A 25,967-nucleotide genomic window follows, 5' to 3' on the forward strand; every position below is an offset into this window, starting at 1 on the left:
AAATGAGACCTTTTTTACTTGCAATGCTTGCGATTAACAAGAATTACTTCTTGTTTTCGCTCTTAAGCCATTGTTGCAAGTTTGAAATTTCTTTTTGGCGCTTGGCGTCCTTCTTTTGGTTCACTGGACGACGGCCTTGTACGCCATGTGGATGTGCTTTTCTCATGTGTCTAACCCTCACTTCTTGAATATGGTGTAATCAATCACTCGACCATTCTACCCTATATACCCACTCAATTGCAAGAATAGTTGTTGAAAAAAGTAAAAACTAACGGTTAGTTTAAATCTGTTAGTGCTATGAATCCCACAACGGCCCGTATGATATGATGGTTTGTGACAAGGTGGTAGTGAAATGATAATTGGAGCAAAGCAGACGCATTCTTTATGGCAACGCTGGTGGCCGTACTTGGTGGTCATCTTAGGCGCATTACTGGTATTTGGTGTGGCGCATGACGACCAACTGTACCAAACGCCCATTTTAAAAATTCAATCCGTTAAGCAAATCAGTTCAGACAAACAGTCCGACCAGTTTAACAACGAGGATCGTCAAGTTGAACAGGAATTAGATGGTGTAATTACCAACGGAAACGATAAAGGGAAAAAACTAAAAATTGAGAATACTTATTTGAAGTCGCAAGCAACGACGCTGGGGTATCATCGCGGTCAAAAGGTATTTCTGACCGTGCACCATAATCGGAATCGCATCTCAGCAACCATTAGTAACCTTAAACGGGATACGGCTTTAGCTTTTACAGTTTGGCTGACGGTTAGTCTTCTCCTAGTTTTGATGCGGTTTAGCGGTTTAATGGCACTAACCAGTGTGATTGTTAACGGTGTTTTATTCTGGCTAGCAGTTAGCTGGAACACCCATACTCAAGGTGGAATCGTCCTCGCTATTTTTGGTGGTCTAGCCATTGTTTTTGCGGCATTAACACTATTGATCGTGATTGGCTTTAACCGGCAAATGTTAATGACGTTACTGGCAACGATCGGTGGTACTGCGATTGCAATCATTGTGGCACTGGCTGTGTTTGCGCTAACCCATGAACGTGGCGTGTATTATGAATCAATGCAGTATGTGACTCAATTGCCGCGACCGCTATTCCTAGCCGAAACGATTTTGGGTTCCTTGGGAGCGGTTATGGATGAATCAACGGATATTATTGCCTCGTTGATGGCATTAAAAACGGAGAAACCAGATATTTCAGCGAAACAGATTTTTAAGTCTGGCAGACAAATTGGCGGCGAGATCATGGGACCGTTAGTGAACGTGCTGTTCTTTATCTTCGTGGCCGAGACCTTACCACTGGCTTTGCTATTTTTGAAAAACGCCAACTCGTGGGGATATACCTTTAATATGACTATGTCGCTTGGGGTGGTTCAAAGCCTCATTAGCGGGATTGGTATCGTATTGACGATTCCTCTTGCCTGTGGCATTACAAGTCTAATGATTGGAGGTCATAAGTCATGGGGACGATTACAGCGCTAGGTTTACTTTTACTCATTTGCATGGTTGCTGTGGGTGGTACTCAGGGATTGCAGGCTTGGATCAGCTTACTCTTTAACTTTGGCGCGCTGTTCTTTGCTATGGTACTGATGGCCTTCCACTTTTCGCCCGTTTTAGTCACGTTGGTAACGGGGATTATCGTGTTGGCAATGACTATTTTCCTTGGTGGCAATGATTCTAACAGTACTATGGTAGCTTTCTATGCTTCCGTGGCGGTTTTGATCCTGCTGGTCATTTTAATTATTCCCATTGAACATTGGGCACAGATTCAGGGATTTGGACAAGAAGATAGCGAAGACTTGGAAGGGATGTCCACGATTTTAGGAATCAGCTATCTAAACGTGGCCATCTCTACGGCAATCTTGAGTACGTTAGGTGCCATTGCCGAAGCAGCCATTGCGATTGCTGCCGGACTGGCTGAAATACTGGAACAGCACCCTAAGATTACTTTAAAAAATTTGCAGGCTGCCGGTTTTAAGGTGGGGTCTCAAATCATTGGGACGACGTTTAATACCTTGTTCTTCGGGTTTTTTGGCGGTTTTTTGGCACTGTTCATCTGGTTCGCCGGTGTCCATTATTCCCTAGGTGAAATTTTGAATGATAAAATTCTGGTTGGTGAAGTGCTGATGGTGCTATTTTCTATGATGTCAGTGATTGCCACGATTCCGTTAACCACTTGGGCAATGGTGGCTAGTGAGCGGCAGGCTAGAAAGAAAGTGTGAAATAACTCGGTAGATTCCAGAATTTAACACAAACAAGGCACAGCCAACAGAAATCCCCAAAACCGGGATTTCCATTGGCTGTGCCTTATTCTTCACTCTCTAAACGCTTGTTTTCACACTCTATTTATCTAAATCAACGGCACCGGAGTATACCCAGTACTGTTTAGCGTTCTTAGCGGTGCTGAAAGTGAGACGGTACCAAGTTGTACCTGCTTTATCCTTCACACCCTTATCGTTAATGTAGACTTTTTTGCCTGCAGCAGCCTGTACGGAAGACCAGCTGTACTTAGAAGTGTTAGCGTATGCGTTCTTAACGTGATTGTACAAACGGTAGTTAGCATATTGACTTGAAAGCTTACCAGTTGTCGTCAATTTACTGTAGGTAACTTTATCCAGTGGGGTTGCAGAAGCTGAACTGCTTGGTGTTGAAGCAGAACCACCAAAATCACTGTAGTAGTATGAATGAACTAACTGATAGAAGGCGGCCATGTTGTAACTTTGACCAAAGTACTTCTTACCAGTGGTTGAGTAATAACCAACTGGATCAGTATGGTCAGAACCACCAAGGTGTTTAGCAACTGAACCGTGAGACCAAACTGTTCCGTTACCATCATAGGCAGCGTCATTTGGCTTTAAGCCATATTGGTGAAGCAGATAGGCTGTATACCAAGCAGCGTTGGAAACTTCGTGGGCAAAGGCGCTCTTACTGTGAACTTCGACTTGTTCGAATTGAACAAACCGAGCGTTACCAGGGAAGCCAACGCCCCAAGCAAGGTAGTTCGTATTAGCAATGTTAATGATGTGCGAAGCATCAACGAAAGAATGAACGAAAGCGTTGTTGTAATGTGCCTTCATATAAGCAATTTCGTTGTAAATGGTGGAATTGGGGTTAGCCGTTTCATGTACGACTACACCCTCTGGTTTACCAACACCATGCCGGTAAGCATTCTTAGGGAAACCACCCCAAAGAGTTTTGGTCACTTTAGCAGGTTTAATTTTTTGACTTGAAATATAATCATTTACGGCTGAACTGGCAGCGTGAGCAGTGGTTGTACTGGCAGCACCCACTGTGAATAACGTCAGTAGTCCAGTAAGTAATAATGAAAACTTTGAAAATTTTTTCACATTTATCATCTCTCTATAAACAAATTTTATTTTTAATGAACGGTCGATTCATTCTCTGAAATCATACTACCGAGAAAAAGGATGATTGACAAGTTGTCAACGGCCACTAAACCTGTAATATTACAGGCATAGACGCTGTCTTGGTAGGCTAAACCGAGCTTGTTTTCATTCATGTTAAAAACAGGTAACAAAACGCTTAAGCCATTAATTTTAGATTTCAATCAAGTATCTAAAAAAACCGGCTCAACTTTGAAGTTAAAGTTAACCCGGTTTTGCGTTTAAAGTTAGGCGTTATTTACGAAGCACGTGTAATGCCTTTTGCTTGGCATTCGGGGCAGAGACCATAAAGTTCGATGTGGCAGGCGTTGAAATCATACCCAGACTGCTTTTGAGCCGTATTTTCCAGCATACTAGCAATTTGTGGCAAATTGGGATCATAAATATCAGTGACCTTACCGCAATTTTCACAAATAGCGTGATAGTGCGGCCGGCCAAAGAAGTCGTACCGGACACCGCCGTTTTCGTTAGGAATCTCAATGACAATTCCCAGTTCAACGAAAAGGTTCAGTGTATTATATACGGTAGCCAGACTAAGCGAAGACATTTGCGGTGCCAATTCCTTGTAGATTTCTTCTACGGGCGGGTGGTTTTCATGATTCATCAGGTAGTCTAGAATTAATTTACGCTGAGGAGTAATCCGAACGTGCTGTTCACGAAGCTTAGCAAGCGCAGTACTAAGGGTTGCATCGGGTTCTTTCATGATTATAGTCTCCTTTCACATTAGAGTAATTATTAGTTACCCTTATTAAAACACTTTTCTTAGAAAGATTCCAGAAAGCCTCATTTTAATTTAACTGACAGCTGGGAACTCTGGAGCTGATTCTTAGAAAATTCGGTCATATAGGTTTTGATTTCATCAATGAGTGTTTGATCGTTGCCGTTCACTCTGGTAATTGTGAGTTCAGTCGTTTCAAAGGTGCCATTCACCGGAGCCAAGGTAATAATCCCAAGGAAGCAATCGGTTTGTTTGTCGCCGACACCCCAGGTCAAGGCCTGATCATTCATGACGGTGCTCATTTCACGGTTGATATAGGTAGCTGTTTCAATCATGGACTCGTTGGGATTAATTGTTTGGCGTAAAGCATTGATATCCTTCACTTTAAAATTGGTCAGCCAATTTAACTGGTAATGCGGCGTTAATATGGGGTGGTAAAGTTCAAATTTTGCCATGAAAATACTTCCTTTTTGTGAGTGAATGTCTATGAGTGTAACATAAAATGTGTTTGATTCGAAGTATTTCAGTCAAGTAAAAATCATCACAAACAAATCATTCACCTTTTAAGGTCGGGCTAGACCTGTGCTATAATTGACACGTTGAAATAAAATTAGCATAGTGGAGGATTGAACATGATCGAAACATTTTTGATCGGTACCTATACGCATAAGAGCAGTGAAGGTGTTTACGAACTGCAATTAGACACGGAAAAGAAACAGTTACAAAACCTTGAATTAGTTGGCCGCGCTGGCAATCCAACCTACGTTGCCGAATCAAAGGCACATAAGGTTTACGCTATTGACGCGGAATCAGAAGACGGTAAGAAGATTGGTGGTTTGAAGGTCTTTGATGCTGCCGAAAAGCCGTTTAAAGAACTGGATAAAAACCTGATTGCTGGTCCCAATCCAGCTTATGTTGCTGTTGATGAAGACCGCCAATTGGTTTTCACCGCTAATTATCATACCGGCGTCGTTATTGTCTACAAGATCAATGCAGACGGTACTTTGACTACGGCGGACACCACTCAGCATACTGGTGCCGTTGGTCCTGCTCCAGAACAGCAAGATGGCCCACACCCACACTTTGCTGATTTAACACCGGATAAACGGTTAGTTTCCTGTGACCTTGGTGAAGACGTGGTCTACCTTTATGATTTAAGTGATGACGGCAAATTAACTGAAAAGTCTCAGTTCAAGTGTGCTGCTGGTTTTGGCCCACGGCACATTGTTTTCAACACTGACAAGAACGTGGCTTACTTAGTTGGTGAACTTGGCAGTGGCGTAGATGTTTTAGACTACGATGCCAAGGCAGGCAAGTTTACTTTACGAGAAGAATTAAAGACCATTCCACGCGATTGGACTAAGCATAACGGTGCCGCTGCAATTCGCCTGTCTAGCGACAACAAATTTGTTTACGTTTCTAACCGTGGGTACAACTCCATTGCGACTTTCAAAGTTGAAGATAACGGTGAACTAACGATGATTGATCAGATTCCTTCAGAAGGTGACTTCCCCCGTGATTTTAACTTTAACGCTGACGAAAGTTTCATTATCTTAGTTAACCAAAACACTGATAACGCAACGTTGTACAGCCGTGATGCTGATACTGGTAAATTAACCTTGGTTCAAAAAGATTTTAAGGTACCAGAAGGCGTTTGTGTCGCACCCGTTAAATAAGTAAAACAAAGTGCGTAAATAAGATTTATCTAAGCACTCTCATTTTTAAAAGCCCGTGTCTATCACCTTTAGGACACGGGCTTTTTGGTTGGATTAGAACTTGCTAAAAGCTGCTACAAACGCTTATAAAACGGTATTGGAAGCGTTACAATGTCCTTGGTTAGATAATCAACTATCAGGATAGGAGTGAGTTAGACATGATGAATCGAATTAATCTTCAGTTGGTGGCTATGGGACGAGAGGTAACATGGGGGCGAGTCTTGTTATTGACGCTGAACCTTGTCACCTTCATCAGTCTGATTCTGGGGACTTCGGAATTTTTATTTGCCTTTCTATTGTTTGCCAGCTTAGTTCTTTTTAGCGGTCACTTCATCGTTTTTGATACGACCAAACAGGCACGGGGATTACAGGAGCTCGACTTGTGGTTAATTGGTTTAACGTTAGCTGCAGGGTATCTCAAATTAGTCTTTGGTATTTAAACAATCGACATCGAATTAAACAGTCGTTTCACAGTGAAATGGATCAATTCTCAACGTGGGATTGGTTCATTTTTACTTTTATTATAGGTGGTAGAAAACGTAACAAAAATACCACTGGTAGCTTAGGAATGTTAAAATATAGGAAGTGAAGAAAGAGGAGAATAGTGCGATGAAGCGACATGCAGCTCCAAGGAAATCAATACTGAAACGGCCCATTTTCTGGGTGATTCTCGTTGTGATCGTGTTGATTGGTGGTTTCACGGTTGAGCATAAGTCGATTGCTAACTTGTTTAGTCAACCAACGGCCACTAAACCTAAGCCAAAACCGAAACCGATTAAATTAACGGCCTCAGAGAAAAAGGTGGCCCAGAAGTATCATTTAAGTCCCAAAGCAACGGCCAAGGCGCATACTGTTAAGGTTACAGCAATTGGTGACTCGGTCATGGTCGATATTGTGCCAGAAATGAAGCAGGTTTTTCCCAATGCCCAAGTTGATGGCGCTGTGGGACGGCAATTCTATGAGTTACCGACGATTGCTCAGAATTTAAAGAACGAACATAAATTGGCTAACACCATTGTGGTTAATCTGGGGACTAACGGACCGCCAAAGAAAGCTGATATTTCGCGTTTTCTTAAAGTAGTTGGCAATAAACGGCAGGTCTACTGGATCAATACTCACGTGCCAACGCAAAAGTGGCAGGATCAGACCAATCAGATGATTGCGTCAATCGCTAACAGTATTCCTAATGTGCACATGGTAGATTGGCATGGTCTCAGTAAGGATCAACCGACCTGGTTTGCGGGTGACGATGTGCATTTACAAACGAAGGGGGCCATCGCGTACGTGGGGTTGTTGGCGAAAACGATGGGAAAGTAAGAGAGTGTGAAAACAAGCGGTTAAAGAGTGGAGTATAAGGGGGACCAAGCGTAAATGCCCTGAACTTTGGGCATTTACGCTTGGTCCCCCTTATATGCAACTCTTTGCTTGTTTGAACACGTTTATGAGAGCGAAGAGCAAGACGAAAATCCCAAACTTGGATTTATGTCTTGCCTGCCTTACATGCAGCTCTCTGCTTGTTTAAACACGTTTAGGAGAGTAACAGCCAAAAAAACGTCATTCCAATTGCTGGGATGGCGTTTTTGTATTGATTGCTAAATTAATCTAACGCCAAATACCTTTCCATGATCTCCAAATGATGTTCAATCGTCAGCGCCTTCAGCATACCCATACCAGGGAAGTGGTGTTCCTCTGATAACGCCACTAATTTAGCAGTAGCAGCTGTCTGATTTTTAGTTGGTTGGCTTTTGATCCATTGAACTGCCTTGGCCAAAGCTTCGAAGTATTTTTCCCGTTGATGTTTAAAATCATCGTGCTGGTCAGAAACAAAGTGACGGATGCGTACCTGATGATTAGCGAGGTAAATTAAATGCAGTGTGACTGTTCGACTAGGGTGACCACGTTCAAAGTAGGCAGCGCCTTGAGTCAGATAGTCGCTAAAGCCGATTTCATGGTATTGGTGGGCGAACTCGATATCGTTAGACCAGAAGCTGTCTGGCATCGTTGAAAATTCAAAACTGTGTTCCGGCACGGCGTAATGATCAAATAAGTGACCGAAATGGCGGCCGGCAAGCAGTTGGCGGATGCGAGCTTCGGGCGGAGTCAAAAGCGTGGCGGAATTGGGTAACCAGTTGTGATCAAGAAATAATTTTAAATCAGCATAGTGCTGAACGATCACTAGGCTGTTATCCAAAAGGTTAGGTGGTAACAGTGGTGTTAAAACGTAGGCCCGTTGAATACCAGGCTGTTCAAACAAGTCATCGATGGGATAACGTTTGGCGGCCTGATAGTCATAGTGATCCACTTGGGGATTCTGGATAACGGCTAATCGGTGGTGATGCTGACTGAACGCTTTGATTGTTTTCGGTAGTGCAGGTACGTCACGCACCGGTTCAATAATGGGCACAATGTTTGCGATGTGGTCACGCTCAGCAAATTCAGTTAACGCACGCAGGTCGTATTGGCGACCGCGAAAATAGGGGTAATAGATCATTTTTGCTTCGCCTCATAGAGTTGATGCTGCAGTTTGGCAATTTCGAAGTTTAACGCGTCCACTTCTTCTTGTAGGGCCGTGACCGCGTTAGCACGCGTTTCGTCAATAAAACGGTCGTAAAAATTATTTTCTGGATCATAGATATCATAGTGTTGATGACGTTTTTTCAGTTCTTTGAAGAGCCGGTCGGTGGCATACTGACTGATGCCTGTTTCCACTCGTTTAGCCTTGCGGACTTCCCGGGCAAGCGAATATAGGAAATGACGCATTAATTCGCCTTGATCAAGGGTAATCTCCTGATACCGTGGTTTCTTTTCAACGGTTAGATACCCCGGCGTTAAGACCGGTTCAGTAGCAACTTCTAGCTGGGCTGGATCATATTTTTGATAACTGAGGACACCGATTTCTGCCGGGATTTCATCTGCAACCTCCTGATAGAGGGATAGCGGCAGAACAAAGTAGTTATAATTCCCGATAAATGAAAGTTTGGCGTGTGAATGAAAATCACTTTTAGTCACCTTTAATTCGTAGCAACGCCATTCATCCGTACCATTTGGTAAATGCTGATAGCTTAAAGTATCCACGATTCCTTGGTCATCGGGCATGGTAACTTCCTCTACTGCAATACTGCCAGCCTCGATGCAGGTTTCGTATAGTGTTTTTTCCAGTTCTAACGTGAGCTTCGTTTTCAAAATTAACTCAACTCCTTATCGGTCATTTCCCAGAAGTGCTCAATAGTGGGCGCCAATTCATCAGCGCTGTGCAGAATACGGTGGTACTGCCAGTGCGGCGGAAAGTAGCGAGTATATCGCTGACTAGCAAATCGCTGATCCATTAGGAGAATAACTCCCTGATCCGAGGTGCTGCGAATAAGTCGACCCGCTGCTTGGAAGACGTGATTCAAGCCGGGTATTTGATAAGCATATTCGAAACCGGGTTCACCTTGTGAATCAAAGTAGTCCCGCAGCAAATTATTTTCGGTACTTAGCCCTGGAAGTCCGACGCTAACGATGGCGACACCAATCAACCGGTTGGCGGTTAAATCGATTCCCTCGGAAAATAAGCCTCCCAGGATAGCGAACCCAACGAGTGATTCGTCTGGGTTTGGTTGAAACGCAGCCAAAAAAGCTGACCTGTCCGACTCATTCATGTTGGGAGTTTGAGTGACAGTTTTTAAATCTGGATAGGCCGTTTTGAACGCCAAACTAACGGTACTTAAAAAACTGTAAGAGGGTAAGAATACCAAGTAATTACCCGCTTTGCCGTTCACTAGCGTTTTGATGCCAGTGATAATTTTGGCTAAATTAGCCTCACGACTGCGATAGGTCGTGCTGATGTAGTCAGTAATCAAAATACTCTGGTGTTTTGGTGGGAACGGTGATGGTAATTGATAGCAAAGGCTGTCTTTATTGCCACCAAGTACCCGCTGATAGTAATCTAATGGTGAAAGGGTAGCCGAAAATAGTACTGCGCCGCGCCCCTTATCCAGACAGTCGCGCAAAAACGCGCTAGGATCCAGACACAGCTGTTTGAAGGTGATTTCCCGGTCGTAATCATCACCCAAATTAATTTTAGTTCGGTAGGTTTCGTCGTAAAAGTCAGCAATTTTCAAGTAGCTTAAGCACGCAAAATAATAATCCAAAACGGTTTTTGTATAATCGGTTTGCGGCCGTTGTTCGTCGCCTAGCCAGTCGCTGATATGGTCACTTAGTTTAGTGACGGCTTTATTAAAATCATCGGCAGGACTATTGAAGACACTTTCTGCCTCACCGCTTTCAATCAGTGGACCCGCGACCTTAAAGAAAGCGCGTCGCATAGCTCGAAAAGCTCTTAGCAGGGTCGGCGTGCCCTCATCCGAGTTTTTGGTGGCTGCAATCAGATCAGTTAGTGGTGCCAATGATAATTCTGTGGAATACATATCTCGGGAACGACTCACCAAATTATGCGCCTCGTCCACGAGAAAAAAGTTGTCATCGTCATGGTCAACAGCAAAGAACCGCTGAAGGTAGACTTGCGGATCGAATAGGTAATTATAATCGCAGATAATCACATCACAAAACAAGCTGATATCCAATGAAAATTCAAAGGGGTCCAGTTGGTGCTTGCGCGCGTAAGTTTCCACCGTTTCTCGAGTAATGGCAGTTTCATTGGTTAAAATATCTTTCAAACCGGGTTTTAACCGGTCGTAATAGCCCACCATAAAAGGATTTTCTTCTGGTGATAGATCCGCTTCTTCTGGGAAGGTGATGGTATCCTTGGCTGTCAGCGTAATGCTGCGAAGAACCAGTCCTCGTTGTGCCATCAAAGCTAGTGCTTGCTCAGCAACTCGCCGGGTACTTTGTTTGGCAGTTAAATAGAAGAGCCGCTGAATCTGGTTTTCACCCATTGCCTTAATACATGGGAAGACGGTTGAAATCGTTTTTCCCGTACCAGTAGGGGCTTCAATGAATAGTTGTTTTTTAAGGCGTAACGCTTTGTAGACCGATACAGCCAGTTCACGCTGGCCAGTTCGGTAATGATCGAAGGGAAAAGTTAGGTCTTTGATCGAAATGTTGCGGCTGTCTCGTAAATCTGCTTGAAGTTGCAACCAGGTTTCGTATTCAGCAGTGACCGACTTAAAAAATTCAGTAGCTTCGGCTAATGTATAAGTCATTTTTCGTGTCGTGACTTCCTCGGTTGTCCGGCGATAGTAAGTCAGCTGTAAAGTTAACTGTTCCAAATTTTCATCGGTCATCAAGATATACGCGTACATTTTGGCCTGTCCCCAATACAGTGTTAGGGTGTTTTCGGTCAAATCTTCAAAAGCTGCGTCAGAGGTTTTAATTTCTTCAATCAAGGTGTCGTTGCCGTTTAAAATGACCCCATCAGCACGACCATGGACTAAGTAGGGTTTGCCTGCCAGTTTCACTTCATGTTCAAGACTATATTCTTTTTGATAGTGTTCGCCACGTGATTTTTGCAACATGCGGTGAATTTGGGCGCCTTCTAAAGCAGTATTCATGCTTTTCATGCTGGCGTTAAGATCGCCAGACCGCAGTGTGAATTCTACTAGTTCGCGAATCCCTAATTTGGTGATTGTCATTTTTCGTTCCTCTTTGTTCATAGCTGAAACCCATTATAGCATGATACGTCATTAACCGTTTTCCGTTCTCAATTCGCAAAAAAATTTGAAAAAGAACTTGTTTCCGACAAATAAACAGGGTATGATATCAGCAATGAAACCTTTAACAAATAGTCCTGTGAGGCTAAGAAGGCACGATGAACTAGACGCAGAGTCTAGACTTTGGTGAACCTCTCTACCCACAGGCGGTAGAGAGGTTTTTGTTGTCTGACGATTTAATTGTCTCCCGTGAGAGCAAAACGTCCAAAGGATAAAACCCGAAAAGGCGCGCTTTGCAAACACGGCAAGGCGCGTTTATTTTAGGAGGAAAAAACTATGATTGAAACCACCAAGCCGTTAAGTTACGCAAACGTACTCAGTATGAAAGATTTGGATGCCGATGAAGTGATGGCATTCATTAAAGAAGCCCAGCAGTTTAAGGCCGGCAAACAGATTCATCTGACGCGACCGGTTTACGCTGCCAACCTGTTCTTTGAAAACAGTACCCGAACCCACACCAGCTTTGAAATGGCTGAACGTAAATTGGGCTTGCAAGTCGTTGACTTCAACCCGGCTGTCAGTTCTGTTAATAAGGGTGAGAGTATGGGCGATACCGTGAAGGCACTGCAGGCTATCGGTGTGGACGTGGTTGCTATCCGTGATCGACATAACGAATACTACAACGCACTTGTTAACGACCGCAACATTCATGTAGGCATCGCTAACGGGGGTGATGGTTCTGGTGAGCATCCTTCACAATCGTTGCTTGATATGATGACCATTTACGAAGAATTTGGCACCTTTGAAGGTTTAAAAGTTGCTATCATCGGTGACTTAGCGCATTCACGCGTGGCTCGATCAAACATGGAAGTTTTAAACAAACTCGGTGCTCAAGTCTTCTTTGGCGGACCAAAGAAGTGGTTCGACGATCGTTTTGACGCTTACGGGACTTGGTTGCCAGTAGATGATTTAGTTGATCATATGGACGTGATGATGTTTCTGCGCGTTCAGCACGAACGACTGGATGCTACAGAAAATAAGCACTTTACGGCGGCTAAATACAATGCTGAGTACGGTTTAACACCTGCTCGCAAGGCTCGGATGCAGGAACACGCCATCATCATGCACCCAGCGCCAGTGAACCGTGGAGTTGAAATTGCGGATGACTTAGTAGAATGCGACAGTTCCAGAATTTTCCAGCAAATGGCTAACGGTGTTTACGTGCGAATGGCAATTATGACAAGTTTGCTGCGCTACCAAGGGTTGGTGGATGAGGATTAATCATGAAACGATTAATTAAAAACGGTCAGTGCCTAGTTGACGGGCATTTACAAGTGCAAGATATATTGATTGCTGACGGCAAAATCGAAAAATTCGGGCAGCACCTAGCAGCAAACGTTCCGGTGGGTCAGATCATTGATGCCCAGGGATTATTTGTGAGCCCGGGGCTAGTTGACCTCCACGTTCATTTACGGGAACCCGGTCAAACAGATAAGGAAACGGTCAAAACGGGGAGCTTAGCAGCTGCTCATGGCGGTTATACCACCATTGCTGCGATGCCCAACGTCATTCCGGCTCCAGACACACCGAAACGGATGCAAGACATGCTGGCATTAAATCAGCGAGACGGTGCAGTTCATATGGTTCAGTATGCCACCATTACGACTGATCGTGGCGGTGATGAACTGGTCGATATGGCTGGCTTAAAGGCTGCCGGTGCCTTTGCATTCAGTAATGATGGTAACGGTGTTCAAACTGCGTGCACTATGTATCAAGGAATGAAGCAGGCAGCGGCGTTAAACATGGCTGTGGTTGCCCATGCGGAAGACGATAGTTTAACCTATGGTGGTGTCATGCACGAAGGCGGTGTGTCAAAACGACTGGGATTACCTGGAATTCCAAGTGTTTCCGAAACTGCCCAAGTTGCTAGGGACGTGGCTTTAGCCGCGGCTACCGGAGTCCATTACCATGTTTGCCATGTCTCGTCGGCTGCGACGGTTCAGGTGATTCGAGCAGCTAAAGCGGCGGGGGTGAACGTGACCTGTGAAGTTTCCCCCCATCATTTACTGTTAAGCGATGAGACGATTACAAGTGATAATGCCATGCTCAAAATGAATCCGCCACTGGGTAGTGAACGAGATCGACAAGCGCTTATTGCGGGGCTGCTAGACGGTACCATTGATGTTATCGCCACCGACCATGCCCCGCACACGGATGCTGAAAAAGCACAGTCTATGTTGAAGGCACCTTTTGGTATTACTGGTAGCGAAACGGCATTTGCGATGCTGTACACCCGTTTTGTGAAAACGGGACTATTTAGTCTGGCACAGTTGATCAATTGGATGGCTGTTCAGCCAGCGGTATTGTTTGGACTCAATGCTGGGCAGCTTACTGAAGGCGCACCAGCTGATCTGGCACTGTTTGATCTCACTACGCCATTTACGATCAACGCTAATGATTTCTTATCTAAGGGGCATAACTCACCATTTATTGGCGAACAAGTTCTGGGTAAGACTGTACGTACGATTGTTTCTGGTCAAGACGTTTATCCGCTTCGAGATATTAACTGATACTTGCTTTGAGATGACTCCAATCACTATAATTAATGTAGTGAAGATTGGGGGAATAAAGATGACTGGAGCAGAATTAGCTGCTTTAAAGCCATTGCTGGCTGCATATAACATTGAGTTGGAGATTAGCGGTACGGTTATTACTCACGTGAATGGGCACGAGGCGCAATTAGACGTTACAGGTTATATGCCTGATCAGCTAATCAAGCTTGTGTTGGAGATAGTGGGAACTGATCTAAGAGCCGCGTTATTCAAAAAAATGCACGAGTAATATAACAGTTGTGTGACAATTGTTTCAAATTGCTGACAAATGTTAACTTGAATGAGACACTGACGTAATTTTCTTTGACTATACTAGTCTATGTTGTTTACGAACGAACTAGATTGTTGAGGAGAATTAATCTTGTCATTAAAAACTTGGATAGCGAGTCTATTACTCACCGTATCAATGTTTGCGGGCGTTGCCGGTGTGACCGGAACGAACGCAGCTGCAAAAATAAAATATAATCCCAAAGCAGATGCGATTATGAGCATCTCGGCGTTTAAACGTATGGGTCGTGTTCATTATCATCACCGGGTATTTACCTATTATTCACCAAATGGCTCTCATATTTTTGGTATGGGCGCCTACACGTCAGATGGAACTTACACGTTGAATGGTCATGATAAGAACGGCTATTTGATTTTAGCGAATAATAAAAAGTTTGGTACTAAGATTAAGACGCCATTAGGTGTGGGTGTTGTTCATGATCGTGGCACTTATGGCGGTCACTATGATATTGTTGTGAAGTAGAGTGTGAAAACAAGCGTTTAAAGAGTGGAGTACAGGGCCTCAAGGCGAAAATTCCCGAACTTGGAATTTACGCCTTGAGGCCTGTATGCAACTCTTTGCTTGTTTGAACACGTTTAAGAAAATAATCCCCATTCTGATGGTTTTATCAGAATGGGGATTATTTGTATCCTAACGTTTGCATTGTGACTTAGTTAAACTTCCAGTCATCTAGATCTTTTTCGTGTTTACCGAGATAACTGATGGCTTCTTGTACGAGTGATTCAGACTCTTTATCGAGTTCATCAGCTGGCGTTCCGGATTCATAGTCCGAAAGAAATCCTTCACCTACGGCTTTATAGATATGTTCACGGGCTTCGCCACCATCTTTAAATAGTGAATCTAAGCCCTTAACGTCGTCTTTTGCTGCGTTATAAATGACCTCCGCAAGGTCATCTCGATTACCTAATTTTTTGGCACCATACTCCATTAAGAAGTCATTCATGTCGACGATAACACTGTCTTTGAGTGCTTTCTCAGATTTTTTCAAGAATAATCACCTCTTTCATTCATTTTAAAACTTTCTGTGGTCGAAATTCAACGTGTACGCAATGATAAATGGCGGTTGTCGATTAATAATTAATCGGACTTGATTTACGTCAAGTTCAATCACTGTTTTATCGGGTATAATCGGGTTAGAATGAAACAGGAAGGTAACCGGATTGGAGGTTAACGCAATGTTAGAAAATCATGATGCGATAGCTTGTGTCAAATTAGTACCGATCTTTCAGCAATTAGATCATGACACGATTTCTGCCGTGGCTGAGTTGGTACAGGATCGACACGTCAAAAAGGGTGAATTCGTCTTCATGGCAGGTGACCATGCGGATTCATTGATTATTATGGCTCACGGACAAGTCAAAGTGACCCAAAGCTCAGCTAATGGCCGAGAACAGTTGATTCGGCTTCTACAGACGGGAGATTTCGATGGCGAATCAGTTTTGTTCGAAGATTCGGAAAGAAAAACCACTGCAGAAGCACTGACTGACACACAAATTTGTTTAATCACTCGTCAGGACTTTCAAAAATTAATTAAACAGTCACCAACGGTTGCCATTAATATGTTAAACGCTTTAGGTAAGCGGGTGACTGAACTTGAGGCTCAGGCAGCGGCAACGCTCACTACCAGTGTTGGTGAGCGTTTGGCTAACTACCTGGTTGAAACTAGCTCGGAATTAGAAACTAACGACTTTGATTTACCGTTGCAAAAAAAGGATTTAGCGCTCTATCTAGGAACTTCGCCGGAAACAATCAGCCGGAAACTGAAACAGTTCTCGACGTCGGGATTAATCTCGCAGCGAGGGCGCAACCACATTAAGCTTAATGACATTGATGGTTTAATGATGGTGGAAAATTAGTCAGTTAAATTAATTACTGCAACTATTAACAGACTGCCCGATTAGTGGTAGTCTGTTTATGGTTTATTGGGTCCATAGCTCAGTTGGGAGAGCGCCTGCTTCGCATGTAGGAGGTCGACGGTTCAAGTCCGTTTGGATCCATTTTGTTTTGCTCAAAAAAGATTAAGGAAAGATTAAGGATTGTATTAATACATTTAACATGCTATGATTCGGTTAATGTTATGGGTCTATTTTTAGGGGGAATCATAATGATGAAAAAGATTGGTACAAAATTACTTATTGTGATAGCTGTAATGTTTGGTGGCATCGTGGCCGTGCAGCAACCAACCACAGCACATGCGTCAAACAAAATTTCGTCTGTTCCAAGCGGTCATTTTAAGGTATCAAAAGCCGGTTACGCGTTTCACTGGCAGACAGTTAAAAGTGGCAGTAAAAAGGCACAGATCCTTGTGTTTGGTGACTTTAAGCAACCTACTGTTCGTTATGCTGTCCCAACTAAGTATAAGTTAAGCAAGAATCACCGGACTTTGACGACTTACTATCGTTTGATGAATAAGAATAAGTTAGATAAGACGACTTACCGGATGGATATCTATAAATACAGTAACAGTAAGTATAAAGTTAAGTTAAATCAGTATAAGGCGGGCTTACTGCCAAGTTATAAGGGTAAATCTTACACGGCCAATGTGACTAAGAGTTCACCAGCGCAGAGTTATGCGTCAACTTATGCTAAGCCTAAATTATTTAATGCAGAATATAAAGCGACTTATAAAGCGAATTATGACGCAAACTATAAAGCAGCGTATGATGCATATCTTACCCAAGTGACCGACGCAATCAACAAGGGTGCCCAACAAGATTATAAAGATGGTAAAAATGGGGATCCAAGTACACCCGAAGCGCAACAAGATATCAAAAATGCGGCACTTAAATATGTTAAAGACAATACTGATAAAATTACCCAAAATGTCACCACTAATTTTACCAAAGCTGTGACCCAAAAAGTTGACAAAGATGTCGCCAAGACTCTTCAAAACCTGGTTTCGGCATACAACGCACATTGATTTATTAAAGACCAAATTAAGTTGTGACAAAACTGGTAGATTCCAGAGTTTAACACAATTAAAGCCTATTCCGATGTACTTTTCGGAATAGGCTTTAATTGTGTTAAATGGCCGGAATCTGTGTTTTGATGCGCGATTAGGCTATATTGACGTATAGAATCAAGGTCTCATTACGACTAAGCGTAACTAAAAATGGATTGAAATACTTACCAAGATAGACTTGCGGCACAATCTCTTTTGTAGTTTAATGCCGAACTGAACGGTGACCACCACTCCGTCGTCCCTTAATGACTTGACGTTTAAACTTAGGTTTTGCGTTATCAGCTTCAAATTTAAAGTGATGCATTTTGCCGGCGAATGGCTGTCCACTCATGCGGATACGTAGCCAAGATTGCATGGTCGCCAACATTTGTTTAGCGTTTTCGACTTGAATGGTTTGACCTGCTTTTTCGGCTGCTGGAAGGATATCTTCTTGAATCTGTTTAACTAGCTTTTGATGGTAGGCAACTAATTCCATCGTTAGTGGTGCCTGAACATACTGATTAAATAAGCTTTCAATGTAGCGAAGCGCGTCTTTTGCGTTTTTGGGTTGATAATAACGATCATCTGTCATGTTTTTACACCTCGAGTATATAGAATAGCAGTCCAAATCAGGTTAAGCAAGAAGCGACGTTAAAGATGTGGAAATTACCGCTGTAAGTAGATTAAGTGTTTGATTAAAACCGTAAAAAAGCGTAAATTTAAAAATTGTAAATAGCTCAAAGTGAGAAGGTGCAGCGTGGCAAGCAAAGATTATGTAGCCGACCAGCGGGTTCAAAGACATCGCTGGTGGATTCTAGCGGCGGTGGGTTTATTTACGTTCATGTCGACACTAGATGCTAGTATTGTTAATATTGCGTTACCTGTGATTTCAAAGAATTTAAGTATTCCAATGAACCAGTCAGAGTGGGTAGTTTCGATTTACCTGATCGTCATCTGTGCACTGTTACTCCTATTCGGTAAGCTAGGTGATTCACTGGGTAAAATCAACGTTTTTCGAATTGGCACGTTGCTATTTGTTTTCGGTTCGTTGCTGGCCGGCTTTAACGGCAATTTTTACTTGCTGCTGTCGGCACGGGTGGTCCAGGCACTTGGAGCATCGATGACCATGGCGAATAATAACGGTATCATTACCGAAATTTTTCCCTTTAGTGAACGAGGACGCGCTCTAGGTATGATTGGTTCGTTCGTGGCGTTGGGTGCCATTGCAGGACCAGGATTGGGCGGTATTGTACTGTCTCATCTCCCTTGGGGCTATATTTTCTGGTTAAACGTTCCTATTGGGGTGGTGACAATTATTATTGGCCAAGTGATCTTACCTGCAGACATCACTAAAACCCACGAAAAAATTGATCGTTTTGGTGCGGTAACTATGGCGCTGTTCATGGTGTCACTATTTGTTGGTATCTTTTTAGGCCAGGAAATTGGTTTTACCAATCCATTGATTTTAGGGTTATTTGTTTTCGCCATCGTGATTGGAGCCGTCTTTGTCCGCATTGAGAATCATCAGGCTAATCCGTTATTGTCATTTAGTCTATTTAAAAATGGTGCTTTTACGATGAGCTTGTTATGTGCGTTCCTTATTTTCGTCACCAACTTCTTCTTTAATGTCATTTCACCGTTTTACTTAGAAAATGCCCGTGGGTTAAAACCTAATGTTGCCGGGCTGATCTTGATGGCTTATCCAATTGTGCAAGTAATCGTGGCGCCAATTGCGGGTGCCATCTCAGATCGAATCGGCCCTGAACTGATTACCTTTTGTGGCTTGATTTTGATTCTGATGAGTCAAATTGGGTATATGTTGACAGATCTGACGACATCGTTGTGGCTTTTTACCGCAATCGTGGGCTTCGTGGGTTTCGGTAACGGTATTTTTCAGGCGCCTAATAACACCATTGTTATGAGCGCGGTTGATCCCGAAAATCTTGGCATTGCCGGTGGGATGAACGCGTTAGTGCGTAATTTAGGAATGGTAGTTGGCGTTTCGTTTTCCACAACGGTACTTTTTAGCGCCATGAGTCACTATCAAGGAACGAAGGTGACCACTTATCTGAACGGACAACCGGATGTTTTTATCTATGGTATGCACGTTTCATTTTTAATTGCAGCCATCATTTGTGCGATTGCCGCGATGATAACGGGATATCGTTTAATTAAACGGCCAACTGGGCCAACGAAAGGTGAATCATAAATGGCATATCAGACACTGCTTTTTGATATTGATGATACATTATTGAATTTTCAAGCTGCGGAAAAGCAAGCGCTGGAAGGGTTATTTCAAGAACTGAAATTACCATTAACGACAACGACCTACGCGTTCTATCATGCTGAAAACTTGGCCTTATGGCAACAGTTTGAATTGGGTCAGATCAGTAAGCCTAAGTTGCTTGTTAAGCGGTTTACAACGCTTTTTTCACACTTAGGCATTACCGGTATTGATGGTCAGGCAATGGAGGAACGCTACCGCTATTATTTGGGGCAAGGACACCAGCCGATGCCGCAAGCTCCGGAAGTCCTGAACGATTTGTGTCGGAATCATGACTTATACGTAGTAACGAACGGTGTTGCTAAGACGCAGCAAAAGCGGCTTTCTGAAGCTCATTTTGACCGCTACTTTAAAAACGTCTTTATCTCTGAACTAGTTGGCGCTCAAAAACCGGCACCAGAATTTTTCCAGCGGGTGACGGCTGACATTCAGTCTTATGAACCAGCTCAAACCATTGTGATTGGTGATTCGTTAACCTCTGATATTAAAGGGGCAGCCAGCTTTGGGTTGGATTCTGTTTGGTATAATCCAGCTCATGCGGATAATAAAACTGACATTAAGCCAACGTACGAAATTGATCAGCTTGAAAAACTGGAAGAGATTGTGGCTTAACCGTTAAATCATAGAAATCAAAAAAGCCGACTGCTGTAGTCGGCTTTTAATATACGGTGTTTTTAATGATACCTGTCGTTTAGAAATGAGTAAAATCTGAGAAATTTGCACTTCATTTCGTATTTTGTATCAGGTTAAATCTTGTCTAACGCTTGTTTCAAATCATCGATTAAATCGTCGGCGTTTTCGATTCCGACTGAGATCCGAATCAAATCAGGCGTGATGCCAGTGGCTTTCAGTTCTTCTTCATTCAACTGCGCATGGGTCGTTGAAGCAGGGTGAATAATCAGCGAATGTGCATCGCCGACGTTGGCCAGCAGAGAGAACAGGTCAAGGTTTTCAATTAATTGTTTACCTGCAGCTTCGCCACCTTTGAGACCAAGAGTAAAGATTGAGCCTGTGCCCTTAGGGAAGTACTTTTGGGCGAGTGCGTGGTACTTGCTATCTGCCAGTTCAGGATAGTTCACCCAGGCGACCTTTGGATGATTGTTTAAGAACTGAGTGATCTTTTCAGTGTTGGCAACGTGGCGTTCTACCCGTAAAGAGAGATCTTCTAGTCCTTGAAGCAGCAAGAATGAGTTAAACGGACTGATAGCTGCACCGGTATCACGTAACGTTTGAGCACGAACCTTGGTAGTGAATGCCGCAGGGGCCAAATCACTCCACACAATGCCGTTGTAAGTTGGATCTGGCGTAGTAAAGTCAGGATACTTGCCGGATGCCGCATAATCGAATTTACCGTTTTCGACGATGACACCACCCATTGACGTCCCGTGGCCGCCAATAAACTTAGTTGCGGAATGGACAACCACATCAACGCCGTGGTCCAGCGGTTGAATGAGGTAGGGTGTGCCAAAGGTATTGTCGGCAATTAGAATAATGCCGTGGTCGTGCGCCACTTTTGCAACGGCTTCAATATCAATCAAGTTGATGCCTGGATTACCAATGGTTTCAATGTAAAGTGCCTTGGTATGGTCGTCGATGGCGGTGGCGAAATTCTGTGGGTCATCTGGATCGACAAAGGTTGTTGTGATGCCTAATTTTGGCAGTGTCACGCTAAATAAATCGTAAGTCCCGCCGTAAAGCGTGCTGGCTGAAACGATGTTGTCACCAGCATTAGCGACGTTTAAAATCGATGCGGTTACGGCAGCGGCACCGGTTGCTAACGCCACACCGGCAGTCCCGTTTTCAAGTGCGGCAACCCGCTGTTCAACGACAGAAGTGGTTGGGTTGGTCAGTCGGGTGTAAATGTTACCAGGATCGGTTAATGCGAAACGACCAGCTGCCTGTGCAGCATCCTTGAAAACGTATGACGTGGTCTGGTAAATCGGAACAGCACGGGCACCGGTTTCATCGACAACTTGACCTGCATGAACTTGTTTCGTTTCAAAATGTAAATTTTTCTCAGTCATATTAATCTCTCCCTAATTTTTAGTTTATTTATGATGTGCACTTAAATATGTGTATCAGAAAACGAAAAAAGCGTTCACCCCAATACCAGCCTAAAGCCAGTATGGGACGAACGCCGTGTTACCACCCATTTTCGTAATTCACTTACATGAATTACCTCAACAACACCTATTGATGTTTGGGATAGTAACGCATCCTTGCGGGTCAGTTGCGTGAACAGCTCACCATCAATTTTGGGTTCATTCACCAAATCGAGCTATGCCTGCCTCTCACTAAATGCAGGTCGCTGTGTAAAGTCTCATTGGTTACTATTCCCATCAAATTTTCATTATCTAATTGTGTTCTAATATAGTCGGTATTGGTTGGAAAGTCAAATTATTTTTTGGCTTTTTTGGAAAATAAACTTTTAAACCAGCCAAAAATGGGTCCCCAATCCATCATGCCACCCGAGTTAGGTGGCGTTTTGATATCCACTTTAATTTCCGGTAAACTGTGATGTTCCTCGACTTTGCGAGACTTGTCTGGCATGTTAAAATCTCCTTATGAGTGAAATCCAAATTTAATTACATTTTAACGCAAAACGATTGTTTTCAGGTTTGAATTAGCGTAAAGTTTCATTGTTGTATGAGTTACATTAGCGAATAGAGAGGTGGTGCGTCAATGAATTCGATCATGAATGATCTGCAATATGCATTGCAACGGAAAGCTTTAGTGAATGTTTATCAGGTTAAGCAAGATATTGTTTATACTGGTTATGTTGAGATTGTCGATGATGCTGGCATCATTTTGACAACCTTTGATGATAGTGGCAGTGAAGATGGTGCTGTTTATCTGACGTTTGATGTGATTGAATTTGTTGAGTTTGACAGCGATGATCTCGATAATATGCGGTATCGGATTGAAAACGCTACTGCTGAACACTTCTTTTCTTTTGGTCAGATGACCATTGAATTCGACTCGAAACGGCCGCTAATTCGGCAAGTATTAGAAAACGCCATGGTAGAAGAAGCCGCGGTGATGGTTCTCGATAAGCAGAGTGGTGAACTTCATGAAGGTGAAGTGGTCCGAATCTCAAAACAGGATTTTGATTTTCAAGTGTTTAACAAATTTCACTTGGATCAGCACCCATTATTGACCCTTGATTTTACCGATGTAGCCCTGATTGAATTTGAGGGCAAAGAACTCACCCTTCAGACCGCTGCGATGGGCTTCTTACAGACAATAACACCCGTAAAAACTGTTTCAGTATCAAGTTTAACTGGTATTTCAGACGTGCTTCATCGTGCAGAACAAACCCAGCAGCTGCTTTCCATTAAGCCGGTGGCAGATGAGGGCATGTTCTTCGTCGGCCGAGTGAATACGGTTGGTGAGGATTGCGTGGTGGTGAACCTGGTTGATATGACCGGTCAATTTGGTGGTTATTGGTTGGTTAAGTTTACTGCCATTGCCCAGATTACGACGCAGTCTGATTACTTATCAGTGATGAAAACCTACATGACGTTAGATGATACGTTAGGAGTGACTGCACAGACAGGAGTCAACGATGAACGGTTATTTGACGGTACGGATAATTTATTTCAAGAAGTACTCAGTCAGGCCGGCAAGTTTCACCGGGTGATCCGGCTACAGTTGACGGATGATGAAAATATTACCGGTTATATTAGTAAATTTGGCGGCAACGAAATTATTTTTCACGCAGTCGAGCAGGGTACCGTAGTTGATAAAATGGGTACGCTGATTGATTTAAACGAAATTGATGAAGTGGCCTTCGATTATTTGGATGCCATGTTAACTGAAAAACAGTTACGTAATCAAGGCGAACTTTAGGGGGGATCTCCTTTGTTGGAAAAATGGCAGAAAATGCCGAAGTGGTTCAAGGACACCATGGCGGTTATTGCGCCAATGGCGATTTTATTGATTCTTTACGATTTACTATCTCCGCAATTTACGCATCAGCCATATTCGATGACGACCTTTATCGCGTTTCCCTTTCAGGTGATCATCGCTTTTGGACTCTTGGGTTTGTATAACCATCATAAAATCAAAATTATCGAAAAAGATAAAGCACAAAAGGCTGAAGCAGCGCGAATCGAGCGGCTTAAAAAAGAACAGCAGGAACGTCAGCATGAAGAAAATAGCCAACGTAATCGAGCTGTTAAACAGAATCGACCGCAATGAGAGTGTGAACCAAGGCGCTTAGAGACTGAAGCAGAACATCACCCCACCATAAATCCCGAACTCGGATTTGTGGTGGGGTGATGTTCTGTGCAGGTCTCTGCCTTGGTGAGCACGTTTGAGAGATTCCAGAATATACCGTAAAAATGCCAATTCCAAGCGAACTTTGCCGGAATTGGCATTTTTTGCGTTAAATGGTCAGAAACTGAGTTTGAAACATTTTCCCTAAACGTGTTCAACGCGGCAGAGACCTGCATGTAACAAGGCCCACCAAAACCGGGATTTTTGGCGGGCCTTGTTACACTCCGGTCTCTAAACGCCGCGTTTCACACTCTCCAAAAACGTGCTCAAACAAGCAAAGAGTTGCAAATAAGGCACAGCCAACAAAAATCCAAACCCGGGATTTCTGTTGGCTGTGCCTTATTCTCCACTCTTTAAACGCTTGTTTTCGCACTCTGTAGTTAATCCGTATAAAATTCAATCGCCAACGCACCCACACTCGTATAGGTGCTGATCACTGGCCCAGCTTCATGAATGGTGACCAATGTGTTTGGTAAGGCCGCCTTAATTTGGTTGGCCACTTCACTTGCCTGAGTCAAATTATCCACGTGTGTCAGGCCAACTTTAGCTGGTGCAACGGTCTTGATTCGTTCCACTAGGTCGGCAATTTCTTTACGGATAAACCGTTTGCCACGCCCTTTAGCCGCCACTCTGAGTTCGCCGTCTTTGACTTCTGCCATGACTTTGATGTTCAACAGGTTAGCGATACCACCAGCCGCCTTGCTAATTCGGCCACCCCTGATGAGATTTTCAAGTGTGTTGAGAAAAACGTAAATCTCAGTGTGGGAACGGTGTAGTTCAATGGCATTTAGGATGGTATCCATTGGGGCACCATTCTTAGCCAATTTAGCCGCAGTGATCACTTGAAACGCTAGTCCGCGGTCAATTGACTTTGAGTCAACAACGGTGACTTTAGTTTCGGAAATTTCTGCTGCTTGTCGAGCGGCGTTGACCGTTCCACTCAAAAAATGAGTCAGATTGAGGCATAAAACTTCGTCGCCATTTTCACCCAGCCGATTGAAAGCCTCTAAAAACTGACCAATTGAGGGCTGGCTGGTTTTAGGAAGTTCATCATCATTGACTAAATGACTCAGAAACTGGGCGTTGGTGATTTGAACACCATCGTTTAAAAATTCTTGTTTACCTAAACGAACGATCAACGGTACCACGGTAATCGGCAAGGTTGCCATTTCTTCAGCAGTTAACTGAACCGTTGAGTCCGTTACGATTTGAATAGACATAAGTCCACCTCTTTAGTGAATTACTCAACGTATCCTTAACAAGACGCGTTGCTTGATTTTGATTCTATAAAATCAATGCCATAAACTATGGGACATCGTCTTTCACCAATTCCAAGTTTGGCGGTATACTTAATTATACGCACTAGGCACATTATACCGTAAAATCAGCAAAACATGAAAGATGGGGTTAAAAAATGACTGAGTCCCAAAAGAACGATACGCCTGACGAACCAGCACCAGCGAAAAAGCCGTTAAACCTCAACGATTTAGCTTCTAATCCGATGCGAGTTGGGATGGAACGAATGGCGCAGGAGAAAAAGTCTCAGACGAAACAGCAAAAGAAACATTGGTGGTCTAGGAAAAAGAAGTGAGGTGTTCAACGTGGCGGATCTTAAATTAATTCAAGGTGACATTACAACCTTTAAGGGTGACGCTATCGTTAATGCTGCTAACACAGGTTTAGTAGGTGGCGGTGGCGTTGACGGTGCCATTCACCGAGCAGCGGGACCTGAGCTGAATATTGCCTGCCGAAAGCTGCATGGCTGTCCAACAGGTGATGCAAAAGTGACGCCGGGGTTTAACTTACCAGTTCGACTTATCATTCACACACCAGGACCAATTTGGCGTGATGGTTCTTTTGAGGAACCTAAGTTGTTGCGTAGCTGTTATGAGAATAGTTTGAAGCGGGCGGTGGAGAATCATTGTCAAACCGTGGCGTTTCCGTCTATTAGCACGGGAATTTACGGTTATCCTTTAGATAAAGCCTGCAAGATTGCGGTATCAACCATTCGAAAGTTTGACGCACCGCTTCAAGTGACGATGGTGGCGTTTGATCAAAAAACGTATGACGCTTTTAACAAAGCAATGGCAAACTAAAAACAGCTTGTTAATCAGGAAATATCTGATTG

The 25,967-nt window shown here is 43.5% G+C and carries 29 protein-coding genes and 1 tRNA gene; 18 read left to right on the plus strand and 12 right to left on the minus strand.

Translation table 11 applies throughout. From position 1 onward, the window contains the following. Window positions 1–43: 43 nt before the first annotated feature. On the minus strand, window positions 44–166 hold the full coding sequence (locus tag CES82_RS12760; protein ID WP_263850118.1) for a hypothetical protein: 123 nt from the start codon (window positions 164–166) through the stop codon (window positions 44–46). 186 nt (window positions 167–352) lie between these two features. Here CES82_RS12760 and CES82_RS02735 point away from each other — a divergent pair, with 186 nt between their 5' ends. Together CES82_RS02735 and CES82_RS02740 are read left to right on the plus strand one after the other, a co-directional pair. Next, the gene (locus CES82_RS02735) at window positions 353–1,489 is read left to right on the plus strand and encodes a YibE/F family protein (protein ID WP_098823797.1); all 1,137 of its coding nucleotides are present in this window, start codon (window positions 353–355) and stop codon (window positions 1,487–1,489) included. Then, the gene (locus tag CES82_RS02740) at window positions 1,468–2,229 is read left to right on the plus strand and encodes a YibE/F family protein (RefSeq protein ID WP_098823798.1); all 762 of its coding nucleotides are present in this window, start codon (window positions 1,468–1,470) and stop codon (window positions 2,227–2,229) included. The genes CES82_RS02735 and CES82_RS02740 overlap by 22 nt, the downstream gene beginning before the upstream one ends. A 120-nt stretch (window positions 2,230–2,349) precedes the next feature. Here the strand turns inward: CES82_RS02740 and CES82_RS02745 are convergent, their stop codons facing one another. From CES82_RS02745 to CES82_RS02755, 3 genes are all read right to left on the minus strand, one after another. Further along, window positions 2,350–3,354, minus strand: coding sequence for a peptidoglycan recognition protein family protein (locus CES82_RS02745; RefSeq protein ID WP_225364824.1), 1,005 nt, complete (start codon window positions 3,352–3,354; stop codon window positions 2,350–2,352). A 295-nt stretch (window positions 3,355–3,649) separates the two neighbouring features. After that, on the minus strand, window positions 3,650–4,114 hold the full coding sequence (locus CES82_RS02750; RefSeq protein ID WP_098823800.1) for a Fur family transcriptional regulator: 465 nt from the start codon (window positions 4,112–4,114) through the stop codon (window positions 3,650–3,652). 80 nt (window positions 4,115–4,194) lie between these two features. Further along, on the minus strand, window positions 4,195–4,584 hold the full coding sequence (locus tag CES82_RS02755) for a hypothetical protein (protein ID WP_098823801.1): 390 nt from the start codon (window positions 4,582–4,584) through the stop codon (window positions 4,195–4,197). A gap of 177 nt (window positions 4,585–4,761) precedes the next feature. Between CES82_RS02755 and CES82_RS02760 the strand changes: the two genes are divergently transcribed. The 3 genes from CES82_RS02760 to CES82_RS02770 all read left to right on the plus strand — a co-directional run bounded on the left by CES82_RS02760 (window position 4,762) and on the right by CES82_RS02770 (window position 7,161). Then, entirely contained in the window at window positions 4,762–5,805 is a 1,044-nt protein-coding gene (locus CES82_RS02760; protein WP_098823802.1) for a lactonase family protein, read from the plus strand. A 197-nt stretch (window positions 5,806–6,002) separates the two neighbouring features. Beyond that, window positions 6,003–6,284: a hypothetical protein gene (locus CES82_RS02765; RefSeq protein ID WP_098823803.1), complete on the plus strand. Its 282-nt coding sequence runs from the start codon at window positions 6,003–6,005 to the stop codon at window positions 6,282–6,284. Between the two features lie 169 nt (window positions 6,285–6,453). Next, window positions 6,454–7,161, plus strand: a complete 708-nt coding sequence (locus tag CES82_RS02770; protein ID WP_098823804.1) for an SGNH/GDSL hydrolase family protein — start codon at window positions 6,454–6,456, stop codon at window positions 7,159–7,161. 280 nt (window positions 7,162–7,441) lie between these two features. Here the strand turns inward: CES82_RS02770 and CES82_RS02775 are convergent, their stop codons facing one another. From CES82_RS02775 to CES82_RS02785, 3 genes are read right to left on the minus strand one after another with little or no spacing between them, the layout of a single operon-like run. Beyond that, complete coding sequence (locus tag CES82_RS02775; protein ID WP_098823805.1) at window positions 7,442–8,335, minus strand: sce7725 family protein; 894 nt, start codon at window positions 8,333–8,335, stop codon at window positions 7,442–7,444. Then, on the minus strand, window positions 8,332–9,027 hold the full coding sequence (locus CES82_RS02780) for a PH domain-containing protein (protein ID WP_098823806.1): 696 nt from the start codon (window positions 9,025–9,027) through the stop codon (window positions 8,332–8,334). The genes CES82_RS02775 and CES82_RS02780 overlap by 4 nt, the downstream gene beginning before the upstream one ends. Before the next feature lie 2 nt (window positions 9,028–9,029). Beyond that, window positions 9,030–11,417, minus strand: a complete 2,388-nt coding sequence (locus tag CES82_RS02785; RefSeq protein WP_098823807.1) for a helicase C-terminal domain-containing protein — start codon at window positions 11,415–11,417, stop codon at window positions 9,030–9,032. A 354-nt stretch (window positions 11,418–11,771) separates the two neighbouring features. Here CES82_RS02785 and CES82_RS02790 point away from each other — a divergent pair, with 354 nt between their 5' ends. The 4 genes from CES82_RS02790 (at window position 11,772) to CES82_RS02805 (ending at window position 14,798) form a co-directional block, all read left to right on the plus strand. Beyond that, window positions 11,772–12,716, plus strand: coding sequence for an aspartate carbamoyltransferase catalytic subunit (locus CES82_RS02790; RefSeq protein WP_098823808.1), 945 nt, complete (start codon window positions 11,772–11,774; stop codon window positions 12,714–12,716). A 2-nt stretch (window positions 12,717–12,718) separates the two neighbouring features. Continuing rightward, a complete protein-coding gene (gene pyrC / locus CES82_RS02795; protein ID WP_098823809.1) occupies window positions 12,719–14,005 on the plus strand; it encodes a dihydroorotase in 1,287 nt (428 codons plus the stop codon). A gap of 61 nt (window positions 14,006–14,066) precedes the next feature. Then, the gene (locus CES82_RS02800) at window positions 14,067–14,276 is read left to right on the plus strand and encodes a hypothetical protein (RefSeq protein ID WP_098823810.1); all 210 of its coding nucleotides are present in this window, start codon (window positions 14,067–14,069) and stop codon (window positions 14,274–14,276) included. Between the two features lie 132 nt (window positions 14,277–14,408). Continuing rightward, entirely contained in the window at window positions 14,409–14,798 is a 390-nt protein-coding gene (locus CES82_RS02805; protein ID WP_098823811.1) for a hypothetical protein, read from the plus strand. A gap of 187 nt (window positions 14,799–14,985) precedes the next feature. Here the strand turns inward: CES82_RS02805 and CES82_RS02810 are convergent, their stop codons facing one another. Further along, window positions 14,986–15,324, minus strand: a complete 339-nt coding sequence (locus tag CES82_RS02810) for a hypothetical protein (protein ID WP_098823812.1) — start codon at window positions 15,322–15,324, stop codon at window positions 14,986–14,988. A gap of 187 nt (window positions 15,325–15,511) precedes the next feature. Here CES82_RS02810 and CES82_RS02815 point away from each other — a divergent pair, with 187 nt between their 5' ends. From CES82_RS02815 to CES82_RS02825, 3 genes are all read left to right on the plus strand, one after another. Continuing rightward, complete coding sequence (locus CES82_RS02815) at window positions 15,512–16,192, plus strand: Crp/Fnr family transcriptional regulator (RefSeq protein ID WP_098823813.1); 681 nt, start codon at window positions 15,512–15,514, stop codon at window positions 16,190–16,192. Window positions 16,193–16,260: 68 nt separating this feature from the next. Further along, window positions 16,261–16,333 (plus strand) — tRNA-Ala (locus tag CES82_RS02820). 107 nt (window positions 16,334–16,440) lie between these two features. Beyond that, complete coding sequence (locus CES82_RS02825; RefSeq protein WP_098823814.1) at window positions 16,441–17,256, plus strand: hypothetical protein; 816 nt, start codon at window positions 16,441–16,443, stop codon at window positions 17,254–17,256. Between the two features lie 244 nt (window positions 17,257–17,500). Here CES82_RS02825 and CES82_RS02830 read toward each other — a convergent pair whose 3' ends face one another. Further along, on the minus strand, window positions 17,501–17,869 hold the full coding sequence (locus tag CES82_RS02830; RefSeq protein WP_098823815.1) for a hypothetical protein: 369 nt from the start codon (window positions 17,867–17,869) through the stop codon (window positions 17,501–17,503). 165 nt (window positions 17,870–18,034) lie between these two features. Here CES82_RS02830 and CES82_RS02835 point away from each other — a divergent pair, with 165 nt between their 5' ends. Together CES82_RS02835 and CES82_RS02840 are read left to right on the plus strand one after the other, a co-directional pair. After that, window positions 18,035–19,486 (plus strand): MFS transporter, encoded by a 1,452-nt coding sequence (locus CES82_RS02835; protein WP_225364825.1) that lies wholly within the window; start codon window positions 18,035–18,037, stop codon window positions 19,484–19,486. Further along, the gene (locus CES82_RS02840) at window positions 19,487–20,173 is read left to right on the plus strand and encodes a YjjG family noncanonical pyrimidine nucleotidase (protein ID WP_098823816.1); all 687 of its coding nucleotides are present in this window, start codon (window positions 19,487–19,489) and stop codon (window positions 20,171–20,173) included. It abuts the gene before it with no gap. 134 nt (window positions 20,174–20,307) lie between these two features. On the opposite strand, the gene CES82_RS02845 is transcribed toward CES82_RS02840, so the two are convergent. Together CES82_RS02845 and CES82_RS12440 are read right to left on the minus strand one after the other, a co-directional pair. Continuing rightward, the gene (locus CES82_RS02845; protein ID WP_098823817.1) at window positions 20,308–21,585 is read right to left on the minus strand and encodes an O-acetylhomoserine aminocarboxypropyltransferase/cysteine synthase family protein; all 1,278 of its coding nucleotides are present in this window, start codon (window positions 21,583–21,585) and stop codon (window positions 20,308–20,310) included. 373 nt (window positions 21,586–21,958) lie between these two features. After that, a complete protein-coding gene (locus CES82_RS12440; RefSeq protein ID WP_180245638.1) occupies window positions 21,959–22,111 on the minus strand; it encodes a hypothetical protein in 153 nt (50 codons plus the stop codon). A gap of 132 nt (window positions 22,112–22,243) precedes the next feature. Between CES82_RS12440 and CES82_RS02850 the strand changes: the two genes are divergently transcribed. Then, window positions 22,244–23,410 (plus strand): hypothetical protein, encoded by a 1,167-nt coding sequence (locus CES82_RS02850; RefSeq protein ID WP_098823818.1) that lies wholly within the window; start codon window positions 22,244–22,246, stop codon window positions 23,408–23,410. Window positions 23,411–23,422: 12 nt separating this feature from the next. Beyond that, on the plus strand, window positions 23,423–23,761 hold the full coding sequence (locus CES82_RS02855; RefSeq protein WP_098823819.1) for a hypothetical protein: 339 nt from the start codon (window positions 23,423–23,425) through the stop codon (window positions 23,759–23,761). Between the two features lie 458 nt (window positions 23,762–24,219). On the opposite strand, the gene CES82_RS02860 is transcribed toward CES82_RS02855, so the two are convergent. Beyond that, entirely contained in the window at window positions 24,220–25,059 is an 840-nt protein-coding gene (locus CES82_RS02860) for a DegV family protein (protein ID WP_098823820.1), read from the minus strand. A 194-nt stretch (window positions 25,060–25,253) separates the two neighbouring features. On the opposite strand from CES82_RS02860, the gene CES82_RS12445 reads away from it, so the two are divergent. Together CES82_RS12445 and CES82_RS02865 are read left to right on the plus strand one after the other, a co-directional pair. After that, complete coding sequence (locus CES82_RS12445) at window positions 25,254–25,430, plus strand: hypothetical protein (RefSeq protein WP_180245639.1); 177 nt, start codon at window positions 25,254–25,256, stop codon at window positions 25,428–25,430. A gap of 10 nt (window positions 25,431–25,440) precedes the next feature. Beyond that, the gene (locus CES82_RS02865; protein WP_098824009.1) at window positions 25,441–25,935 is read left to right on the plus strand and encodes an O-acetyl-ADP-ribose deacetylase; all 495 of its coding nucleotides are present in this window, start codon (window positions 25,441–25,443) and stop codon (window positions 25,933–25,935) included. Window positions 25,936–25,967: the final 32 nt, after the last annotated feature.

Source organism: Secundilactobacillus silagincola, assembly GCF_002583405.1.
Lineage (GTDB): Bacteria > Bacillota > Bacilli > Lactobacillales > Lactobacillaceae > Secundilactobacillus > Secundilactobacillus silagincola.